The following is a 20056-nucleotide window of genomic DNA, read 5'->3' as shown; positions in this document are numbered from 1 at the left end:
AATCTAGGTATAGTTTCTTTGACTGGAGTTGTTCATCGGGTGATTCAATCCGATTCAATGACAAAGCATACCAGACAAGTATTACTTAGTGCGCTCAAGGTGGTTGTCTTATGCCTGACAGTGTTCCTACTATGCACAAGCAATAGTTGGGCGCAAATCACTACTGACAGCAAAATTTATCCTTTGATTGAGAAGCTGATAGATAACGATGCCCACATCAGAAGCCTTGCAGCAGATGCATTAGTTAATATCGGTTCGCCAGCAGTGCCGTCTCTGATTGAAGCTTTGAAAAATCAGGATATTAATCTTCGCTGGCACGCCGCTTCGGTTTTAGGAGATTTGGGTGCAGAAGCAGCACCAGCAGTTCCAGCCTTAAGTGCCGCATTGCAGGATGAGGATGGACAAGTCCGCCTGTACGCCACCTTAGCTTTAGGAAATATTGGTACAGCAGCCAAAGCAGCAGTTCCATCGTTGATGGCAGCATTACAAGACAAGGAGCAATTCGTTCGCATTTATGTTCCTTCTGCACTCAGAAAAATTGGTGTCGAAGCAAAAGTAGCTGTCCCAGTATTAACTGCTGCCTTAAAAGATCGTAACCCCACTGTACGTTACAATTCAGCCTACGCTCTGGGTGCAATGGGTACAGATGCAGTATCGGCTGTCCCGAATTTAATTGCCCTGTTGAATGATAACCAGTTTTACGTGCGTTTAGGTGCGATCAAAGGTTTAGGAGGAATAGCCGCAGGTTTTCAGGACAAAGCAAATGCTTTACCTACCTCCAAGTTGCAGAAAGTCATCTCAGACTTTGAGCAAGTGTTGATAACCATACAAAAATACAAAGACAAATTCACAGAGACGGACATTAAGCTGATACGTCGCCCTCTCAATGCCCTGAAAGCAGAAAAAGAAACTCGCCTTTTTGATAGAGTTCTAGAATCGCTATTTAAGCATAAATTACTCTTGGGAATTGCCGCCTACGTTATCTTATTGCCTTCTGTATGGTTAATTCTCTTGCGGGTAGCCCCTTTATGGTTGTTGAAAATTAACAACGCCCTCAAACCCTACACAGATTTTTCTCTCCCATTTATCAGCGTTAATGTACCTCTGCGATATGTGCTATTTGTTGGGTGGTTTCATTACCATCCCAGAGTATTAGATGCGTGGGTAGCTAAATATATTAAAGCAGCCCGCGAACAATTTCCCAAAAAGGATACAGTTAGCAGTCGCGCCTGTTACATTCCCATTCCCGTTGTTCTGGATGGTACAACAGTTCCGCAACTGATGAATGAGAATTTGCACTCAACTTTCGAGAAACAACGTAGCTGCCTAGTAATTGGTGGGGAAGGGGGTGTAGGTAAAACCAGTTTAGCGTGTCGAATTGCTGGGTGGGCAATGGCTGAGACTGAAGACCAACAACTCTGCAAACATTTGATGTTACCAGTGCTTTTAGAAGAAGAATTTCGGGTAACTGAAGGTAAGTCGCCGCTTTTAGAAGCCATCAGAGGACAGTTGCAAGCTTTAATTGATGAGCCAGAGCCGATTTGTCAAGAATTACTGTTACGTTTGTTAAGAAAGAAACGCATTCTAGTAATTGTAGATCGGTTCTCAGAAATGAATGCGACTACACGAGAAGCAATTGAGCCGGAGTCGCCAGAGTTTCCGGTGAATGCATTGGTGATTACTTCCCGAATTGAGGAAAAGCTGGGACGGGTTAATAAGACGATAATTAAACCCTTGCGGATTGAGGCTAATAAACTATCGTCCTTTATGGAAGCTTATCTCATGCAGCGAGGTAAACGCGATCGCTTTACTGACCAGGAATTTTTTGACGCTTGTAACCGTCTTTCTCTGATGGTCGGTCAAAATAATATCACTGTCTTGCTGGCTAAACTCTATGCTGAACAGTTAATCGCCAGTAAAGAAGTTGCATCTAATATTTCTGCGTTGCCAGAGAATATTCCTAATTTGATGCTGGGTTATATCAATGAACTCAATCGTGATGTTACAGACGAGCAATTTGATGACCGCACTGTTCATCAAATTGCCAAAACCATCGCCTGGGAATGCTTGCAGCAAAGTTATCAACCAGGAACCGCCAAGCGTGTAGATGCAGTAGCTGCATTAGCAGCTTTGGGTATTGATGACCCCGAAGCACACCTCAATTATCTGGAAAAGCGTCTGCACCTGATTCAAACTATTGGTTCTGCCAAAGACAGAATCCGTTTCTGTCTCGACCCTTTAGCTGAGTATCTTGCAGGTTGGTATTTAATAGAATTATATGGCAATAACGATGGCAAATGGCGATCGCATTTTTTCAAAAAGGCAGATGATTTAGTCAAAACAGGCAGACAAGATGCCATCAAAGGCTTGTTGTTGGCGGTGCGAGATTGCTACTTATCTGAGGTTCAAGGTAGCAAAGAAACGGACTTTGTACCCCAGAAGTTAGGTAAACTGGCTGGGTTTACATCTTCAGTCACAGCAGTTAGTACTGTGCAAACAGTAATACCATGATTAATTTCCAGCTTGTGATTCTGCCTGTAATTTTTTAGACTGCTGCTCGCTCGGACAAAGTATCATATAAAGCAAAGCTAGTAATTTTTTTCAGCACAAAAGTGTCATTTTCCTTAATTAAATCCCCAGTACAAACGACTGGCAACCTCTGATGATAAGCAGTCAGAGCCAAATTGTATTCAGATTCACTTAAAAAAAGATGGATTTGGCGGGGCTTGCTCACAACAAAGCCAATAATTGTAACATTGCCTGGATGATTTCGTTCTGTTAGTCGAATCACTATCCCCTGGATTTCAGTATTCGGGATTATTGTAATGACATCGCTCAAAATGTCTAACTGAGAGCGGACTTCAACTTTTTCTAGAATTGACAAAATCTCAGCCATCCGCAGCGCATAAGACCTGATTCCGGGATTGAGAGGTAAGGTAATATCAAATTCATCACCAAAATCAGTTGTTTTAATCCAAACTGATTCTTTATTGCCAACCTGACTTTCTTGATACCACCCCTGTGCTTGTAGATAGGATGTTAATTTCTGAGGGTCTAAATTAGAGAGAATATTCGGGTCACGCACGGTAACTATCATATTGGTTCTCCGCTAGTAATTTGTTGCATTAAAGCAATCAGCGCTTCAACACTGAAAATATTTTGACGGGGTAAATAAACAGTGACAGTGGTTTGATTTTCAGTTGGTGGTTGACCGCGTATCGACACCCAGTAAGCACAACGTTTCATACAAAGTTTAGTTTCCGATTGTTGTAGCCAATCTTCTTGTAAATCAGGAACCAAGACAACGACTAACAACAGGGGGTCATCGTCGGGATTGTCGTTTCTTAATTCATCATAATTTTTTATTTCGAGAGGAAATTTAACAAAGTCATTATCAAGTAATTTTTGGGAAGTACATTTTACTTGCAAATCAATTCGAGTTCGCCGTCTAGAACCCGGTGAGACAATTCCTGTAATGGTTATATCAACCCCCACTAAATCTAATGGTCTGGGTGCTATTTGAAATGAATAACCCGCAGCAGAGGCGATCGCATTGATGTAAGCATAGCTAAATTCCTCTTTCTGGGTAGTGATGTACATTCAACTGAAATTTATTGTTTATTCTTTATAGCAATTATTATTTGAATCGATACTGAGTAGGGGCATTGTAAATCCCTGTTAAATTACTTCCACCATCGCGCTACATCCACAATCGCACGGGCAAGTTCTGCCGTTGCTGTTTCACCACCTAATGCAAAGATAACTGGAAACAATGCTTTGATATTTTGCAACAAATTACGGCGAGTGCGAAGAGACACTTGATGAAGTGTATCTCGCCAAAGGGGGAAAAGTTCGGCAACTGGCATTTGCGACAAACCAGAAGCTAAGGCACTCAAGGCTTCAGCACGATAATCCTCAGACTGAATCGCCTTGGCAGCAGCAAGGGCTTTTTGCAGTGCTAATTTTTGAAGATTTGGTGGCAAATAGTTAACTAATTCTGTCAGCGAGTTGACTTTCTGCTTTGGCTCTGGGTTTTGTAGAGCGTAAGCTAATCCTTGTTCAGGAGTCCAGAAATTATTTTTAACCAACGCAACCAGCAGTTCTGCTGGTAAATTACCTGCCAAACTATTCAGAGATGCAGTAATCAGAGCATAGCGACACTGCAAACCTACAACTTGGGGCAAAATTGATTCAGTCCAATTCGCTTCTGCTAATTCCCAAGCACGAGAAATATCTGTGATGTAACCCCCAGCTTGTCCTAATTTTTCTCGCGCTTCAAACCAGCCATTGCTTGATGTCTGCGACTCTTCCCGTAATAATTGATAAATTTCTTCTATTCGTTGAGCCTTTTCTAAATGCCAAACTAAATTTTGATGAATGTAACCATCATTAGGTAAGGTATACCAAAGGTTTTTTTCAGTCTTTTGCCGATACCGTTCTAGCAGTTGGCTGTGAGCGTCGAGTAAATTTAAATCCATTCCCGTAGGCAGAGATTTAATTAATTGATCGCCAGCCACATCATGCAATAAATCATGTATCCTGTAGCCTTTCCACTCAACACCCCCAACAAATACAGGTGAATCAGACTGAAGTAAGGCATCATTCCAAAGTAGCTCTAAACACTGATCAGCTTCATCCTGAGATTCCATATCCCATAATGTAACTGCCATTGGTGCGGCTATTGTTACATCCTCTGGCAAAACTCCCAACCAAATAAAATTTTCCCAAGCTTGTTGGCCATAGCCTCGTAAAGCTTTGAGGCTTAAATTAAAGGTTGCTTTTATAGAGTTTTATTAGACGCGGCCCGTGTAAGACTTCTAAATTTGCAACCTCTTGTTTCAAAGCCGTTTCCAGCTTCACTCATGTAATTCCCCGTTTAACTCTTGCTGCCACCAAAGTCAGCGCGATGGGTAGGTATCCCACAGCCTTGGCTACTTTCAAAGCCTCTGATTTCTCTACTTCTTTTATTTGTCGTGGTTTTAAAGAATTAGAAAGTAATTCCAGAAATTCTTCTGGTGTCATCAAATTCAATTGTCGGTAAAAAAGGAGTCAAGAAAGTAGTTAAAGTTACTATATCCATTTCCTTACTCTAATTCTGTATTAATACTTAATAATAAGGGGTGAAATACATTGTAATCACTTAATGTAATAATTTTTTATAGCGATGCCTACGGCGGGAAGCTACGCACCGCTTGTGATAAATGCGGCTACAGCATATTTCAGGTAAATTAAGTACACGAGTAGGGGTACAACATGTTGTGCCCCTACGATTATCTGTACCTTATGCCTGTTGCAATGTGCTGTATATTTATCTGTGACTAACTATTTTTTCTGTAGCTTACCCATCCGAGAACTAGGCAGATTTCTGATTTTCATCTAATGTCTGCCGTGCATTACTTTTCAAGCGACTTAACCTGCTTTTGCGTATACGTTCGCTGTCACGAACGCCACCTGCTACTTCATATTCGCTGCTGTCTGTGCCATACTTGAAACCAACTCCCTTCAGCATCTTATCTGAAAGTTTACTTAGCTTTTTTTCCATTTCATCGATTTTAGTTTTAGTAGAATCAACCACAGCTAAAGCGTTGTTATAAGTATCAAGCATAGTGCGAAACTCCTCAATTGATTGAGTCAGATTTTCCAAATCGCAACTATTACCAAAATCCATGTTTGAATCAACTGCTTTGAATCCAGACGTTCTCAATTCAGCTTTTTCTAGAATCCGTGATGTCCGCTTTGTACGAGGCATAAATGTACTCCTTGAAGATATTTCTAAAACTAGCTTGCCTCAATTAAGCTGTATTCTGTATCAGAAAAACTCGCAAATCATTATATTTTTTCTAATAATATTTGTAGGCAATTCCAGTGGTTTTGCTGAAGTCAAGAACTAGATGCTGATTTTTATAGAGATAATATATTTGAACTTCATACAAGCTTCAGTTTATTCACGATCGCTTTCATGTCGATGACTAATATTGTAATGTTGCTAACTGATGTCGTAATGTTTGATGACTAATGTGGTAATATTACTCACTAATATCGTAATGTTGGTGACTAATATTGTAATGTTGGTGACTAATGTCGTAATGTTTGATGACTAATGTGGTAATATTACTCACTAATATCGTAATGTTTTGGCAGTTGCTTAAGTCAGGTTGACAGTAATAGTCATCTGCCTTGGTAATTAATTCCTAATATTCTTTAGGATAACACTGGATGGGTGGGCGATCGCTGCGATCGTGAGTTAGACAAATCAGATTGCTGCAACGCGCCGTCAACAATTCAAGGTGCGTTCTTTAATTATGATACAAATACGTTGGTAGGGGCACAACATGTTGTGCCCCTACGCGAAATCTATATGTATCAGGGTTATAGTGAAATGGTATTAGCCTACGGCGTAACGCACACTATATCTACTGATTTTAGGAATGGAAAGGACAACCACCTGCCGTTAATTTCTGAAGAAAGACATTATTATCAAAATAATGCTCTAAAGAGTCAATCTTCAAATCATCAGTAACGCGAGCAATACTAACTCCGACGATTTCGATTGTTTCACCTGTGGGTGTATAGTCTTTATAGGAACCATTAAATGTTCCCCAATGTCGCCACTTAAAAGTAACATTAGGCGGCCCCGAAAGGACTTCTGTTAATTCCCAAAGGAAGCCATTGGGAAAGGCTTTATGAAAAACTTGAAATGAAGATTCAAAGGTTTCTGTTTCAGAGTTATATTGCTCAGTTTTACCCAAAAACAGGTTATATGTACCTTCAACTGCAACATCCTCAGCAGTGAATTGTTGTCCGCCATTGGTACTCATCTTAAACTTATCAGTAACAATCGAAAGCCACTGTTGAGGATTAGATTTATTAGAAGCTTCCATCTCAAAAGTGCGGACTAAGTTTTGAGCGATCGCTTCTAAAGAACCTTCTGGATGCTGAAATTTACTCTCTTGATGAAGAAATTCATTGGTGTATGAATAATCCGGGCGTTTTCCTTCTCGCCACTGTACTTCTTCATCATGAGCAATGACTATATCTCTATCTTGTACCCAGAGTGGCAATTGTGTTGTTTTTTCACTACTCATACAAGCTGACTGACTATAAACATCGTTTCTCAGAATAAAGTTTTATGCATACAAGTAAATCGAAAAATCTAAAAAAGTAAAAAATATTCATAATCAACTTAATAAATTTAGCTTGTTATATCCGACATTCCGCACCCCCCTGTCACAATCGGTTTTTTCGGATTTTCATATACAATTAAAGCTACTTTTTATACGTAAGTGAATAAATGTCCAATAGCGATCGCTAATCCCAAATCTCAACACATCCAAAATTCATTCTGTGACAGTTTAAGGTGCAGAATATGGGTTGTATAAATCCGAGTACAAGCAAACACGGATATTTCTTGAGTTAGAAACTTATCCTATCAGATTTAGGTTTATTTATCCGCTAGTTACACAGAATTCAGAAATAAATTCTGTTTTGTTAAATCCCACATTCCGCACTTCATTTTGTAATATACATACTAGTATGAAACTTTTTCATAAGCCTTAAATAAAAATACTTAATTTATTTAGTAATTAATATAGGCAGTATTGCAAATCTTGCTAACTGCTCAAAATTAGTAAGGTATTGACACTAAATGTAGAAGAAAAAAGGTGAGCGGGACTTAAACAAAAATCAAGCCCAAATGTACTCTAAACTGGCTTTATAGAAAGCAAACAGGTCAAACCAATTCGCAATTGACAATTCGCAATTCGCAATTATTACCCCACTTCTCGCGACGGGGGCTTGAACATTGATACTACGTCTTTTTATTTTTTCCTCAATAAATTGAGGGGCTTGTATCCTTAAATGAATCAATTTACAATGCAAGTCCGCAATGGGCGAAAAAGCGAACTGCGAATTGCGAATTGCTCGGTCACGATTGAGAGTTAACCAATCAAAAAATCGGAAAGACATAGCTGTTCTAAAAGCTTCAGTAAAAGTGTTTAAAGGTTTAGTAGCCCACCTTCGCCTTAATCCACCAGTCATTTGATGCCAAAGAATGAAAGTATAGGCACAAAAAACTAAGATAAAGTGTCGAGTTAGACTTCTTTTTTCTCTGACTTGATATTCTTTTAGTCCTAACCATCCTTTAGCTTCTCGATAAAAAACTTCTACCCAATTTCTCTTTCCATAAGTGTCAACTAGAATTTGGCTTCGATTATTGTTTTCCAAAAGTGACAAAACAGGGATAAAGCGGTCTTTCGTCCCGGAACGCGAGTTTCAAAACATGAGTAAAGATGATATTATTTATCCCATTCTGGATAACAAGCCAAGGTCTACCTAAGACGGGAGAGAGAGGAATGAGCACGCAACTGACGGCTGCCAATACCGCCGACGAATCCGCCGTTTCCAATCCAGCGCAGCGGCTTGGCCGCCGCTATTGCTTTGCCGACTCGGATATGGACCTGTTCTTCATGGCAGCCCTTGGCTGGGGACCTTCAGGTGGCCTCGACGCGGGCCAGATTTTTTACGTTGCCGACCAGATCAAGGATGGCGACGGCGATAGCTGGGTGCACGCCTTTACCGAGTATGGTGAGCGTCTCGATGCCGAGGCTGATGGCTGGCTGGCGCGGGGTCATCGCCGCAATACCGGCGAGACCAGGCTCAAGGCGTTTGCTGCCTATCGTTCGGCTTGGCAGTTTGCGGGTCCGGGCGAGCGCTTCGCCGCTTTAATCGGACGGCAGCGCGCCGCATTTGGCAAAGCGCTGCCCGAGCTTGGCATCACGGCGCAATTCTTCGATGTGCCTTATGCCGCTAAGCAGCTTCCCGGCGTGTTTCTGCCCGCTACTGATCCCGCAGCCCCAATCGCACTGATAATCGGCGGCGCCGATACCAGCTTCGAGGACTTGTTTCTCACGCTCGGCCGCAGCCTGCTTGACCGCGGCTACGCCGTCGCACTCGCTGATCTTCCCGGCCAGGGGCTGACCCAGGCGGACGGCCTTCATTGGGAAGCGGAAGCCGAAAAGCCCATCTCCGCCGTGATTGATGTTCTGGTGGATAGGTTCGAGGGGAAGCCGGGGCGGATTGCGCTGATCGGACTCAGCTTGGGCGGCTATTTTGTAGCCCGCGCGGCTGGCTACGAGACGCGCCTCGCCACGGTCATCGCCAGCACGCCCTTTCCTGATCCGGCGCAACTCTTTGCACTGTCGGTTCAGGCGGCGCTGCGGGACGCCGCAGCACAAGCGACGCCCGCCGCCCAGCGCAGCCGGGCTGTCACCTTCTGGAAAGCTGGTGCAACGACGGCCGAGCAGTTCATCGATCGTACCCGGAACATGGTCGCGGACCCAAAACGGGTGACGCTGCCGTTCCTGTCGATCCTGGGGGCCGGTGACTCCCCGGTGTTCGCCAGCCAAGCCGAGGCATGGCATCGTGACATCCTTTCGACATGCAAGAGCTTCGTGCGGCTTGACGCCGCGTCCGGCGCCGATGGCCATGTCCAAGTCAATAACCGCCTTCGCCTCGCTCAGGAATGCGGTGCGTGGATGGATGAAGTATTCGGCCGAATGGCCTGATCGAAAGGAATACAGACATGATAATGCTTTTGATCGGCATCCTGTGTTCAATCGTGGCCGCTATCATACATCCCACATTCCGCACTTCATTGAAACTAAATATTCTTGTCTAACTAGCTTTTTACACAAAAAATCATAGCTGGGTATCTTTATAGTGCATAATTTATTTTTCTTTATAGTTACTTGGGTGTCCAAATTATAATTTTAGATTTTCTCTCAACGTAGTTTACTTATACTACTAATTGAAGTGCGGAATGTAGGTTAAATCAAATCTAATTGCATTACATTCCCTTCCGAAAAACCGAGACTGGAGTAAACTGGTTTACCCAATGGCGAGGCGTTAAGAATCACTCGCGTGCAACCGATCGCTTTTAAATATTCAATTGCTTTATTAGTTAGAGATTTAGCAATGCCTTGTCTGCGGTAAGACTGTTCAACGTAAACGCCCCAAATATATCCAAATTTGCGGTATTCATCTTTGAAAACATTCGGGTATAAGCCTGCAAACAGTTGACAACTTACAGAACCCACAACTGTGTTATCAACCTCCGCAACAAAAGCCTTGTAAAATAAATCTCGACGCGCCTCTTCTATAAATTGCAGGGTAATATTCTGCCACTCAAGGTGGATATTAGACTTCTTGCATAAGTCGGGAAAAGGGGAAGGGGGAAAGGGTAAAGGTTTTGTATTGTCCTCTTCCCCTTTAACCTTTTCCCAACTCTTGCAAAAAAAACTTTTGCAAGAGGTCTATTACTCTCATCAACACCAATATCTAGCCACATTTGGTAAGAGTGTTTTGCAATCAGTGAATCTTCTTTGGTGGTGGCTTCTCTGATAGTGATATGTTTTTCTGTCAGCATAATTTCCAACGATTTTTTGGAACTCACAAATAACTCCTCCCCAAAGTTGGAGAGGAGTTTGTTAGCATCAGCTAAAAACAGACAGTTTGACAGATCCGATCTCAGACTTTCTGTGCAGTTACTTCTTGTGGTTTTTCTTGAGTTTGCAAAGATGCATACAACCTATTCAACGCATTTACATAAGCTTGTGCTGATGCCACAATGATATCTGTGTTCGCTGCATGACCAGAAAAGACTTTAGATTCATATCGTAAACGAATCGTTACTTCGCCAATGGCATCAATACCGGCTGTTACTGACTGCACAGAAAACTCAATCAACTGATTGGGTACATTCACCACACGGTTAATAGCTTTGTAAACTGCATCCACTGGCCCAGTACCGATCGCAGCATCAGTTAATTCTTCACCTTCTGGGGTACGCAGAGTAACTGTAGCAGTAGGACGGGCGTTGCTACCACAGGAAACTTGCACCAACTCTACCCGGAACAAATCGGGTGCTTGTTGGATTTCATCATTAACGATCGCTTCCAAATCCCAATCAGAAATTTCTTTCTTTTTATCTGCTACTTCTTTGAATCTGACGAAGGCTTTATTTAATTCAGTATCTGACAGTTCAAAGCCCAATTCTTTCAACCGACTACGAAAAGCATTTCTACCTGAATGCTTGCCCAAAACTATTTGATTGTCTGTTAAGCCAATCAATTGGGCATCCATAATTTCGTAAGTTAACTTATTCTTTAATACACCATCTTGGTGAATTCCAGACTCATGGGCAAAGGCATTCGCTCCGACGATCGCTTTATTTGGTTGTACCAACATTCCCGTCAAATTGGAAACTAAGCGTGAGGTTTTGTAAATTTGTCGGGTGTCGATATTTGTCAGGGATTCTTGAGAATTTTCTGGTCTGCCGAGATAAGGATTAAAATATTGTCGCCGCACGTGCAAGGCCATTACCAATTCTTCTAGTGATGCATTGCCAGCGCGTTCGCCAATGCCATTGATCGTACATTCTAGTTGCCGTGCGCCATTTTTTACGGCTTCTAAAAAGTTAGCAACTGCCAAGCCTAAATCATTATGACCATGTACGGAAATAATCGCTTGGTCGATGTTGGGGACATTTTCGATAATGCCTTTAATTATTGCCCCAAATTCGCTAGGAGTTGTGTAACCTACAGTATCGGGAATGTTAACTGTTGTTGCACCAGCTGCGATCGTTCGCTCTAACACTTGGTACAGAAATTCTGGATCGGAACGAGCCGCATCCATCGGCGAAAATTCCACATCTGTCATAAAGGACTTGGCATAAGCTACCATTTCTTCGGCGATCGTTAACACTTCTGCCCGTGACTTTCGCAATTGATACTCTAAATGAATATCAGAAGTCGAAATGAATGTGTGAATTCTGGCATTAACTGCTGGTTTTAATGCTTCAGCAGCCGCTTCAATATCTGCTTTAATCGCTCTTGCCAAACTACAAACTATCGGGCCATTTTCTGTCCCGACAATTTGAGCAATCTTCTTGACTGCTTCAAAATCTCCGGGACTGGCAAAAGCAAAGCCTGCTTCAATTACATCTACACCTAGACGCGCTAATTGCTTGGCAATCACTAGCTTTTCGTCTATATTCAAAGTTGCTCCCGGACACTGCTCTCCATCTCGCAATGTTGTATCAAAAATGATGATTTTATCTGTTTTGTTTCTCATTTGCCGTTTGTTGTTTAGTGTTTAGTGTTTACTTGTGGCTTAATATATCTTCAACTCTAGTTTTGATTTTTGTAAATAATTGTTAAAGCTACTAACCTTCAGTTTTCTCTATTTGATCTCTGATATCATTTAAATCTATATATCTATCAGTAGCATTGCGTAGTTCTCTAGCAATCATTCCTTCTGTTGACACTACCGTAATATGTGTATTTTTTGAGCGTAATAGTTCGATTGCTCTTTCAAAATCTCCATCACCACTGAATAATACTACTCGGTCATACTGGTCTACTGTATTAAACATATCTACAACAATTTCAATATCTAAATTCGCTTTTTGCGAGTAACGACCTGACGTATCATCATAATATTCTTTGAGAATTTTAGTTCGTACTGTATATCCTAGACTAATTAGAGCGTCTCTGAAACCTCGTTGGTCTTGTGGATCTTTTAAGCCAGTGTACCAGAAGGCATTAATTAATGTTGTTTCTGATTGCTCATGTTTGAAGTATTCTAAGACTCGCCGCGGGTCAAAAAACCAGCCATTTTTTTGTTGAGCATAGAACATATTGTTTCCATCTACAAAAATAGACAGACGATTCATTGGAGAACCCATACAAATTTACACCTAATAATATATATGAATTTAGATGGAACAATAGATTATAGCAATTTTCAAATGCCTTGTTTGCTAATATCTATAACGTAGTTCTTTATCTATAGCTTTTATCCTACCTCTTTCAAGACATAAAAACGCCTGCAATATTGGAGTTGAGATCCAGGGTGTTAACCTGATTCACCTCCAGCACTGCAAGAGCCATCCAGCGATCAAAATCTACCCATAAAATTGACCCAGTAACAGCATTCATCGCTGCATAACACTAAAGTTTACTCCTAAAGAGGTATAACATTGGCTTAAGGTAAGATATAAATTAATGCCTATCTTTTGGTAAAGCTGTCAGTATCAGAACACCGTTTGTGAAGATTACCAACATTGCACCAAAGACAGAAGACAGCCTTGGAAGTGCTTCTGGTATAGCACCCAGTTAGTAACGTGTATGTTGGTTAGGTGAGGGTAAAATCTTGCCACAACCAAATGCACAGGTAGAGTATATCCGGCTGCAATCTATGAGACAATCACTACTTGTAACTGATTCAACAGAAAAAGAATAAATTAAGTAGTAGTTGAGTAAGAATTTCTTGGGGGCTGGTTCTGCCAACAAAAGTTTGTTGATAAATAGAAGATACTTTACAAATGTATAAGATTATCATTTAAGTCTTATTTCAATATGCTTACACTAAAACGCGGTCTGAATAAATAAAAGTGTTGGACTTAAATCAATCAGTAACACGATATGGCAGAAGAACCTACATCTACCTTAACTAAAAACTATGTCTCTACTGCCAAAGGACTGTCAAGTAAACCAACAAAAGTGACTTCGACAGCATCTGCTCGCCACTCCCGGTGGATGGTTCGCTTAGGTCATCTATTGGCTGGTACTTGGGCAATTGGGGCGGCACTGTTGAGTGCTTCTGGTGGGGAATTGGTTCAATTGATGGAAAATCAGGTGCTTTCTGGCTTTTTTCAACTGCGCGGGCCGATTGTGCCTCCAGAAGACATTGTAATTTTAGCAATAGACGATCAGTCAATATCGGTTCCCGAACAGTACTATAAAACAGATCCGAAACAGTATGCTTATTTAGAAACACTAAAATCTTATCCTTATAAACGGGCTGCATACTCCCAGGTAATCACAAAATTAATCGAAGCAGGTGCCCGCGCTGTAGCATTAGACGTAGTTTTTGACACACCAAGCAGCTATGGAGTTACAGACGATCGCCAATTTCAGGCAGTATTGCAAAAATATGGCAAAAAAGTTGCCTTAGCAGCCGTCTACGAAAATTCCCAAACGCACCAAGGGTCTTTTACGCAACTAACAGACCCACAACAAATGTTTCATACGGGGTCAGTATCCATTGGCTCAGTTAATTTTCCTTTAGAAGTAGATGGAAAAGTTCATCGATTAGCGAGTGAATTTCCCAAATTATTAGGTGAAGATAATTTATTTACCAAAAAGCGACTCTCTTTTGATGAAGCAGCGCTGAAAGCAGCACAAGTAAATTATCCTCACCCAAAAGGCAATCGCATTTATTTTTGGGGACCTGCGGGTACATTTGAGCAAAAACCTTTTTGGCACGTACTCGACCCAGAAAACTGGAACAGCTATTTGCAGCAGGGAAAGGTGTTCAAAGACAAGATCGTGCTGATTGGTGCAACAGATCAGTTACATAATGATTATTATCCAGTCGCTGGTAGTAATAGCACTGAACCGATGTCGGGCGTAGAAATTCACGCCAATGCGATCGCAACTTTGATGTCAGGAAAAGCGATCGCCTCAGGAATTAAAAGTCCACCATTACAGGGTTTGTTTGTGCTAATGCTAGTGGGCAGTTCAGCCTTGATGATTAGCAGACGTAAGCGTAGCATCCATAGATTTTTCTATAGCCTTGCCCTGTCTGGCGCTTGGGGAGGAATTAGCTATGGTTTATTTGTCTATGGTCAGTTAATTTTTCCCACCAGTGTACCAATGATCGCGATCGCCATGACTGGAATTTGCTATTTAGCAACCTCAGTCATCAGGGAAAGCATCAGAAAACGCCAATTAGTAGACATTTTTCAGAAGTATAAAACTTCCCCCGTTGTCCAAGAGATTATTAGCCAACAAGATGACTTCCAACACCTAATTCAGCAACGAGATTTAGCCTTATCAGGAAAAGTTTTGGCTAGACGCTACAAAATTGTCAAAGTTCTCGGTTGCGGTGGATTTAGTGAAACCTACATTGCCGAAGATACCCAACGTCCTGGAAATCCCCGATGTGTTGTCAAACAACTAAAACCAGCCAACACCAAACCTGAAGGATTGCAACTTGCCAGACGTTTTTTTAACTCAGAGGCACAAACACTCGAAAAATTGGGAAGACACGCTCAAATTCCTCAACTTTTGGCCTATTTTGAAGAAGACGAAGAATTTTATTTAGTGCAAGAACAGATAATTGGTCATCCTTTAAATCAAGAACTTTTAGCAGGTAGAGCAATTGAAGAAATTGCCGCGATCAAAATTATTAGGGACTTATTGCAAACATTAACATTTGTCCATGAAAACCACGTGATTCATCGGGATATTAAACCCAGTAATATCATCCGGCGACACTCAGACGGAAAACTAGTGTTGATTGACTTTGGAGCCGTCAAAGAAGTCGGCATCAAACAACTCGATCGTCAAGAGTCAACCCCTTTCACCATTGGAATTGGTACTCAGGGTTACGCACCAAGCGAACAATGTTTTGGGCGTCCACATTACAGTAGTGATATCTATGCAGTTGGCATGGTTGGGATTAAAGCCTTGACTGGTGTAGCACCCCGTGATCTAGATAGAGATGCTAATGGGGAAATTAAATGGAGCGATGCCTACGGCGGTAAACTACGCACTCAGGTGAGTCACTCCCTAGCTCAGATTCTCAATAAAATGGTGATGGCTGATTTCAAAGAGCGATATCAGTTTGCATCAGAGGCTCTTAAGGATCTTGAAGCTCTTAAAGCTCTTGACGATTTGGTAAATTCCCAACACAGACACTATATCCCACAAGATGACTTATTAATGAATACTTTAGACGATTTAGGCATTCCCACAAAATCTTACTCAGAAGGACAAGAGACTTCCAAATAAAAAAATATCCAATCGCTGTGGAAGCTGTTCTTGAGTAGGGGAAGCAAAATCTGATAATTGTATTGGATACAATAATTTAGATAATTTAATTTTTGGAGTTGTCAAAGTATAATTGGGCACGAAAATAGGGAGATGAGAAGAAGGATTTCCCTCTTCTCTGTTTGTGCATTTTTCACTCAGCCCTGCACATGATTTTAATTTAACGACAGAAATTCTTCTCCTGTTGTGGGATGAATGGCTATGGTTTGATCAAAATCTTCCTTAGTAATGCCTTTGCGAATTGCCACACCGAGGCTTTGAATGATATCTGCTGCGTGTTCACCCACCATATGAGCACCCAAAACTTGTCCAGAATCAGCATTAAGCACTAACTTCATAGTGGTTGACTCATTTTGTTCGATCATCTGATACAACAGTGGTTGGAATTGGGTGCGGTAGCATTCTACAGATTCACCAAATTTTTCCCGTGCTTTCGCCTCTGTTATCCCCACACTAGCCGCTTCTGGACGACAAAAAACAGCAGTGGGCACATAATCATAATTTAGTTTTTGCGGCTTGTTCCCAAAAACTGTATCGGCAAAGGCAATACCTTCTGCCTTAGCCACTGGAGTCAATTGCACCCGACTGGTGCAATCACCCACAGCAAAAATATTTTCTTGGCTGGTGCGGCTGTATTCATCTACTTTGATTGCACCATCTTCGCCTAGTTCAATATGGGCATTTTCTAAACCCATATTCTTGGTATTTGGAACGTAACCTATGGCAACTAAGATGGTATCTGCTGTAATTATTTCTTGGCTCTCACCAGTAATAGTTAACAACAAACTCTCTTCTGAGTATTTGATTTCTTGAACAGTGCTGTTGGTGAAAAACTTAATTCCGCGTTTAATCAACCCCTGTTGTACAGCAGAGCGAATGTCATCATCAAACCCCGATAAAATCATCTCGTCTTTTTCAATCACCGTCACCTCACAACCGAAAGCGTGCATCATGCTAGAAAATTCTACGCCAATGTAGCCGCCGCCAATAATTGCTAAACGTTTCGGCAGATAGGGTAGCTGAAACATTTCGCGGGATGTGATGGCGTATTCTATACCAGGGATATTGGGCTTAAGGGGTTGCCCTCCCACAGCAATTAAAATTTTGTCGGCTGTAACTTTGCGTCCATCAACATTGATAGTATGGGTATCGATGAAAGTGGCACGTTGAGATATTAACTCAATTCCAGCTTTTTGCAATTGCTGAAAATAGGATTGGTTAACGCTGTCAATATGCTGATGTACTGACTTAATAAATAATGTCCAGTCAAAGTATGTTTGACAGTCACTCCACCCATAACTGTGCGCTATTTGATTTTGCAGGGCGAAGTCAGCAGCGTAGACAATTAGCTTTTTCGGAACGCAGCCGCGATTTACACAGGTTCCACCAATGGCTTCTTCTTCGGCAACAGCAACACGTACACCATAACTAGCTGCTTTTTTAGCTGCTGCCAATCCCCCAGGCCCAGCACCAATGACAAACAAATCATAATCAAATGTCATAAAAATCTGTTCCTTTTTTACTGTTTGGAAAGCAGAGCTATTTCATACCTTATAGTTATTCACACAAAACTTCATCTACTGTCTTTGGGTGGACAATTTGGGATGAAATCAGGCTGATATGTAGGATGTTGCCACATTAATAGTATTAGATCGAAAATAAACAGCGATCGCTCAATCATTACTAAGTTATATTACATCGTATTGACAAAAAATGCATATTGTTATTTCAAGCTTATAAGTGCGATCGCTGGTGACAAGGTGTAGCCCATTGACTAATTTGGGCAGCAGCCATACTAAAAAACAACTGGAAATGCGTTGTTTGCAGATAATTATGGGCAATCAAAATCAAGTAAAGTTTGCATTTCCTCTGCATCCCTTGTCATTCCCAACTGCTTAAAACCATTAATAGCCTGAGTTGATAATTGGCGGGCTTTCTCTGGACTTCCCCAATTTCTCTCCCAGCGAGCAAAAGAACGTTGGTAGCGAGCCAAACGCCGTTTATTATTGGTGCTTTTGGCGACTGTTAAGCCTTGAGTTAATAGCTTTTGAGCTTCATCGCAATCATCTTGTTCGATAGCAATATCGGCAAGCCAATTTTGAGCAGAATTGATCACCCGATGCCAATTAATTTTTTTTGCACTTTCCATCACATCTTGAAATAGCTTCTTTGCTAAAAGATATTCACCTTCTGAATAAAATATTTCAGCCCGATGGTAAAGAACGGGAATAAAATAGCGAATGTGCTTTCGCTCCTCTAGATTTGCCTCGATCACCAATTTTTCTTCTACCTTTAGCCAGTGGTGTGCATATTGATAATCTTTCTGTCTGATTTTTAGTCTAGCCATACTTTCAGCTAAGTCAGCTTGAACGCATGAATCTGCATGGTCACGTAAAACCCATGCCTGTTGTAAAATTTCGTCTGCTTTTTTCAGACTTTCAGGTGAACACTCCCGAATCAGCAGCCAGGTTTTACGGATCATGAATTTCACTAAAGATGACCATTCACCACGTCGTTCTGATTGTTCTATGAGCCATTGCAACCAATAGAGGCGATCATCCCAATAAGCATATAGATTGGCGTAGTGGTTCAAGAGCAACCACAAATCCTTAACTTCTGCATAGTGGTTTTGGTTTTTACACCAATAAAGTACTGCCCGCAGATTTCCTTCCTCTTCCTCTAACCTGTCGTAATGTATCCATTTTTCCCAATCTTCTCCGCCATAACTGTAGGCAAAATCCAGATACCATTTCACCCACCGATTCCGTGCTTCTTTCTCAAAATCTGGGTAAGCAGCTAATTCTGCTAAGGCATACTCACGAGTCAGAGAGAGCATCTCAAAGCGTTTAGTCTTTAGGTGGAGATTCACAAAGCAAAGTTGCTGTAAACGTGCCAAGCCATTATTGACAGCATCAGGAGCGGCTGTTAGTCCAGCAACCTCAGCTACAGCAGCTTGGATAGGAGAGTCAAGAAAAATCGCCAGTGACATCAGTAACTTGTGAGGTGGTTGTCCCTTAATTCCTTGCACTGATTGCTCAAAGCAAAAACGAGCTACATCACTTGTAGCCGAAGTCAATCGATCCAATACTGAGTTTAAAGAGTAGCCACTGGATACTTGACCGATCGCATATACGATGGCAAGGGGGATTCCATCAGTGTGATCGTACAGCCGCTTCGAGTCTTCATCATTGATAGTTATAGCTTTTTCTTCAGCTTGTTGTTGAATCAACTGCAAACCATCATCTAAGGGCAAGTTTCGCAGACGGATCGGCAGTAAGGCAATTTGTTCACGGCTAGTAATTACTACTTTTACGCAAATGGGTAAATTGTATAAGAACTCTATGACCTCATTCCTGTCCTCTATAGTCTCCATATTGTCCACAATCAACAATGTTCTCTGTTTCGAGAGACTTTGGCGTACACGGTCAAATTGGTCATTGGCAGGAGATTGAATAATCGTTGGGTCGTCTAAGGCATTAGCAATTTCCCGAAAGATATCGCGCAGGTTGTGCTGTCCCTGTTGCCGCCGCAAAATACTATCGGGAATGAGTTCCTGTTGTTTGGCCGAAGTGAAAATAATCGCATCAAATCTGGGTGCGTCAGAAGAGTTTTTGTTACTGGCTTTTAAGCATAGGTAAGCAGCTTCTAACACCAGTGCCGTTTTACCTACGCCACCAATACCATGCACTGTAATCATATGAGCACCATGATCCGGTGAAAGGCGTTCCAGAAGCTTCTTCATATCCGCTTCCCGACCAATAAATTGGGTGTAAGTCGGTGCTGGCAGATTGTGGGGAATGGAGCGGCTTTTGATAGCAGATACGACAGAATTTCTGCGATACCCGTGTTTTTCCAGAATATAGACAAGATTACTGGACTTGACACTTTTATTTGTTTCTCCTGTCAAAGTCTCAATGTCCCGATAGATATTGCTTAACCCTGCTCTGACAACAGCGTTTTTTTTGTGCAAATCTTGACCAATCTTTTTCAAGCTGTACCCACAGAGTAACCCAAGTAACAGGTCTTTTTTAGTACTTTGTCTATAACGCTTTTGAAGCGTAACCTCCAAGTTAGTCAGTAGTCGATCTATCTCCCAGTCCTGCAAAATCTTGCGATTCCAACTTTTAGGTAAATTCCAACCTTCTGACTGACCTGACATAAAT

The 20056-nt window shown here is 41.6% G+C and carries 16 protein-coding genes and 1 pseudogene; 3 read left to right on the top strand and 14 right to left on the bottom strand.

Annotated features, from left to right (window positions below; genetic code table 11):
* Positions 1-18 precede the first annotated feature (18 nt).
* Entirely contained in the window at positions 19-2511 is a 2493-nt protein-coding gene (locus tag ACFE93_RS03505) for a HEAT repeat domain-containing protein (protein ID WP_375472041.1), read from the top strand.
* Between the two features lie 34 nt (positions 2512-2545).
* On the opposite strand, the gene ACFE93_RS03500 is transcribed toward ACFE93_RS03505, so the two are convergent.
* The 7 genes and pseudogenes from ACFE93_RS03500 to ACFE93_RS03470 all read right to left on the bottom strand — a co-directional run.
* Positions 2546-3097, bottom strand: a complete 552-nt coding sequence (locus ACFE93_RS03500; RefSeq protein WP_375472040.1) for a hypothetical protein — start codon at positions 3095-3097, stop codon at positions 2546-2548.
* Positions 3094-3600 carry a DUF4365 domain-containing protein gene (locus tag ACFE93_RS03495; RefSeq protein WP_375472039.1) on the bottom strand — a complete coding sequence of 169 codons (507 nt, stop codon included), beginning with the start codon at positions 3598-3600 and terminating at the stop codon, positions 3094-3096. Before ACFE93_RS03495 ends, ACFE93_RS03500 begins: the two co-directional genes overlap by 4 nt.
* Positions 3601-3683: 83 nt before the next feature.
* The gene (locus ACFE93_RS03490; protein WP_375472038.1) at positions 3684-4670 is read right to left on the bottom strand and encodes a hypothetical protein; all 987 of its coding nucleotides are present in this window, start codon (positions 4668-4670) and stop codon (positions 3684-3686) included.
* A 190-nt stretch (positions 4671-4860) separates the two neighbouring features.
* On the bottom strand, positions 4861-5022 hold the full coding sequence (locus ACFE93_RS03485; RefSeq protein ID WP_375472037.1) for a hypothetical protein: 162 nt from the start codon (positions 5020-5022) through the stop codon (positions 4861-4863).
* 331 nt (positions 5023-5353) lie between these two features.
* Positions 5354-5749 (bottom strand): hypothetical protein, encoded by a 396-nt coding sequence (locus tag ACFE93_RS03480; RefSeq protein ID WP_334825908.1) that lies wholly within the window; start codon positions 5747-5749, stop codon positions 5354-5356.
* Positions 5750-6422: 673 nt separating this feature from the next.
* Positions 6423-7085 (bottom strand): SnoaL-like polyketide cyclase, encoded by a 663-nt coding sequence (locus ACFE93_RS03475; RefSeq protein ID WP_375472036.1) that lies wholly within the window; start codon positions 7083-7085, stop codon positions 6423-6425.
* Positions 7086-7923: 838 nt separating this feature from the next.
* Positions 7924-8196: pseudogene (locus tag ACFE93_RS03470) on the bottom strand (IS701 family transposase); the annotation flags it as partial.
* A 155-nt stretch (positions 8197-8351) separates the two neighbouring features.
* Between ACFE93_RS03470 and ACFE93_RS03465 the strand changes: the two are divergent.
* The gene (locus ACFE93_RS03465; RefSeq protein ID WP_375472035.1) at positions 8352-9563 is read left to right on the top strand and encodes an alpha/beta hydrolase family protein; all 1212 of its coding nucleotides are present in this window, start codon (positions 8352-8354) and stop codon (positions 9561-9563) included.
* 261 nt (positions 9564-9824) lie between these two features.
* On the opposite strand, the gene ACFE93_RS03460 is transcribed toward ACFE93_RS03465, so the two are convergent.
* The 5 genes from ACFE93_RS03460 to ACFE93_RS03440 form a co-directional block, all read right to left on the bottom strand.
* Entirely contained in the window at positions 9825-10094 is a 270-nt protein-coding gene (locus ACFE93_RS03460) for a GNAT family N-acetyltransferase (RefSeq protein ID WP_375472034.1), read from the bottom strand.
* Between the two features lie 59 nt (positions 10095-10153).
* Positions 10154-10450 (bottom strand): hypothetical protein, encoded by a 297-nt coding sequence (locus ACFE93_RS03455; protein ID WP_375472033.1) that lies wholly within the window; start codon positions 10448-10450, stop codon positions 10154-10156.
* 74 nt (positions 10451-10524) lie between these two features.
* Positions 10525-12129 carry a 2-isopropylmalate synthase gene (locus ACFE93_RS03450; RefSeq protein ID WP_375472032.1) on the bottom strand — a complete coding sequence of 535 codons (1605 nt, stop codon included), beginning with the start codon at positions 12127-12129 and terminating at the stop codon, positions 10525-10527.
* Between the two features lie 91 nt (positions 12130-12220).
* Positions 12221-12742 (bottom strand): NYN domain-containing protein, encoded by a 522-nt coding sequence (locus tag ACFE93_RS03445; RefSeq protein WP_041565194.1) that lies wholly within the window; start codon positions 12740-12742, stop codon positions 12221-12223.
* Between the two features lie 124 nt (positions 12743-12866).
* A complete protein-coding gene (locus ACFE93_RS03440; RefSeq protein ID WP_375472031.1) occupies positions 12867-12995 on the bottom strand; it encodes a hypothetical protein in 129 nt (42 codons plus the stop codon).
* A 486-nt stretch (positions 12996-13481) separates the two neighbouring features.
* Here ACFE93_RS03440 and ACFE93_RS03435 point away from each other — a divergent pair, with 486 nt between their 5' ends.
* Positions 13482-15854: a CHASE2 domain-containing protein gene (locus tag ACFE93_RS03435; protein ID WP_375472030.1), complete on the top strand. Its 2373-nt coding sequence runs from the start codon at positions 13482-13484 to the stop codon at positions 15852-15854.
* 194 nt (positions 15855-16048) lie between these two features.
* Here ACFE93_RS03435 and gorA read toward each other — a convergent pair whose 3' ends face one another.
* Both gorA and ACFE93_RS03425 read right to left on the bottom strand, forming a co-directional pair.
* Positions 16049-17395, bottom strand: a complete 1347-nt coding sequence (gene gorA / locus ACFE93_RS03430; RefSeq protein WP_375472029.1) for a glutathione-disulfide reductase — start codon at positions 17393-17395, stop codon at positions 16049-16051.
* A 329-nt stretch (positions 17396-17724) separates the two neighbouring features.
* A complete protein-coding gene (locus ACFE93_RS03425) occupies positions 17725-20052 on the bottom strand; it encodes an NB-ARC domain-containing protein (RefSeq protein ID WP_375472028.1) in 2328 nt (775 codons plus the stop codon).
* Positions 20053-20056: the final 4 nt, after the last annotated feature.

It is taken from the genome of uncultured Nostoc sp. (genome assembly GCF_964247315.1).
Lineage (GTDB): Bacteria > Cyanobacteriota > Cyanobacteriia > Cyanobacteriales > Nostocaceae > Nostoc.
This window is presented reverse-complemented; position numbering and strand designations above follow the sequence as displayed.

Excerpts from the sequence above, each read along its gene's own strand:
- ACFE93_RS03440 (WP_375472031.1), bottom strand. The coding sequence starts at position 12,995 with ATGAATGCTGTTACTGGGTCAATTTTATGGGTAGATTTTGATCGCTGG.
- ACFE93_RS03465 (WP_375472035.1), top strand. The coding sequence starts at position 8,352 with ATGAGCACGCAACTGACGGCTGCCAATACCGCCGACGAATCCGCCGTT.
- ACFE93_RS03425 (WP_375472028.1), bottom strand. The coding sequence starts at position 20,052 with ATGTCAGGTCAGTCAGAAGGTTGGAATTTACCTAAAAGTTGGAATCGC.
- ACFE93_RS03435 (WP_375472030.1), top strand. The coding sequence starts at position 13,482 with ATGGCAGAAGAACCTACATCTACCTTAACTAAAAACTATGTCTCTACT.
- ACFE93_RS03490 (WP_375472038.1), bottom strand. The coding sequence starts at position 4,670 with ATGGCAGTTACATTATGGGATATGGAATCTCAGGATGAAGCTGATCAG.
- ACFE93_RS03475 (WP_375472036.1), bottom strand. The coding sequence starts at position 7,085 with ATGAGTAGTGAAAAAACAACACAATTGCCACTCTGGGTACAAGATAGA.
- ACFE93_RS03485 (WP_375472037.1), bottom strand. The coding sequence starts at position 5,022 with ATGACACCAGAAGAATTTCTGGAATTACTTTCTAATTCTTTAAAACCA.
- ACFE93_RS03480 (WP_334825908.1), bottom strand. The coding sequence starts at position 5,749 with ATGCCTCGTACAAAGCGGACATCACGGATTCTAGAAAAAGCTGAATTG.
- ACFE93_RS03495 (WP_375472039.1), bottom strand. The coding sequence starts at position 3,600 with ATGTACATCACTACCCAGAAAGAGGAATTTAGCTATGCTTACATCAAT.
- gorA (WP_375472029.1), bottom strand. The coding sequence starts at position 17,395 with ATGACATTTGATTATGATTTGTTTGTCATTGGTGCTGGGCCTGGGGGA.
- ACFE93_RS03500 (WP_375472040.1), bottom strand. The coding sequence starts at position 3,097 with ATGATAGTTACCGTGCGTGACCCGAATATTCTCTCTAATTTAGACCCT.
- ACFE93_RS03450 (WP_375472032.1), bottom strand. The coding sequence starts at position 12,129 with ATGAGAAACAAAACAGATAAAATCATCATTTTTGATACAACATTGCGA.
- ACFE93_RS03445 (WP_041565194.1), bottom strand. The coding sequence starts at position 12,742 with ATGGGTTCTCCAATGAATCGTCTGTCTATTTTTGTAGATGGAAACAAT.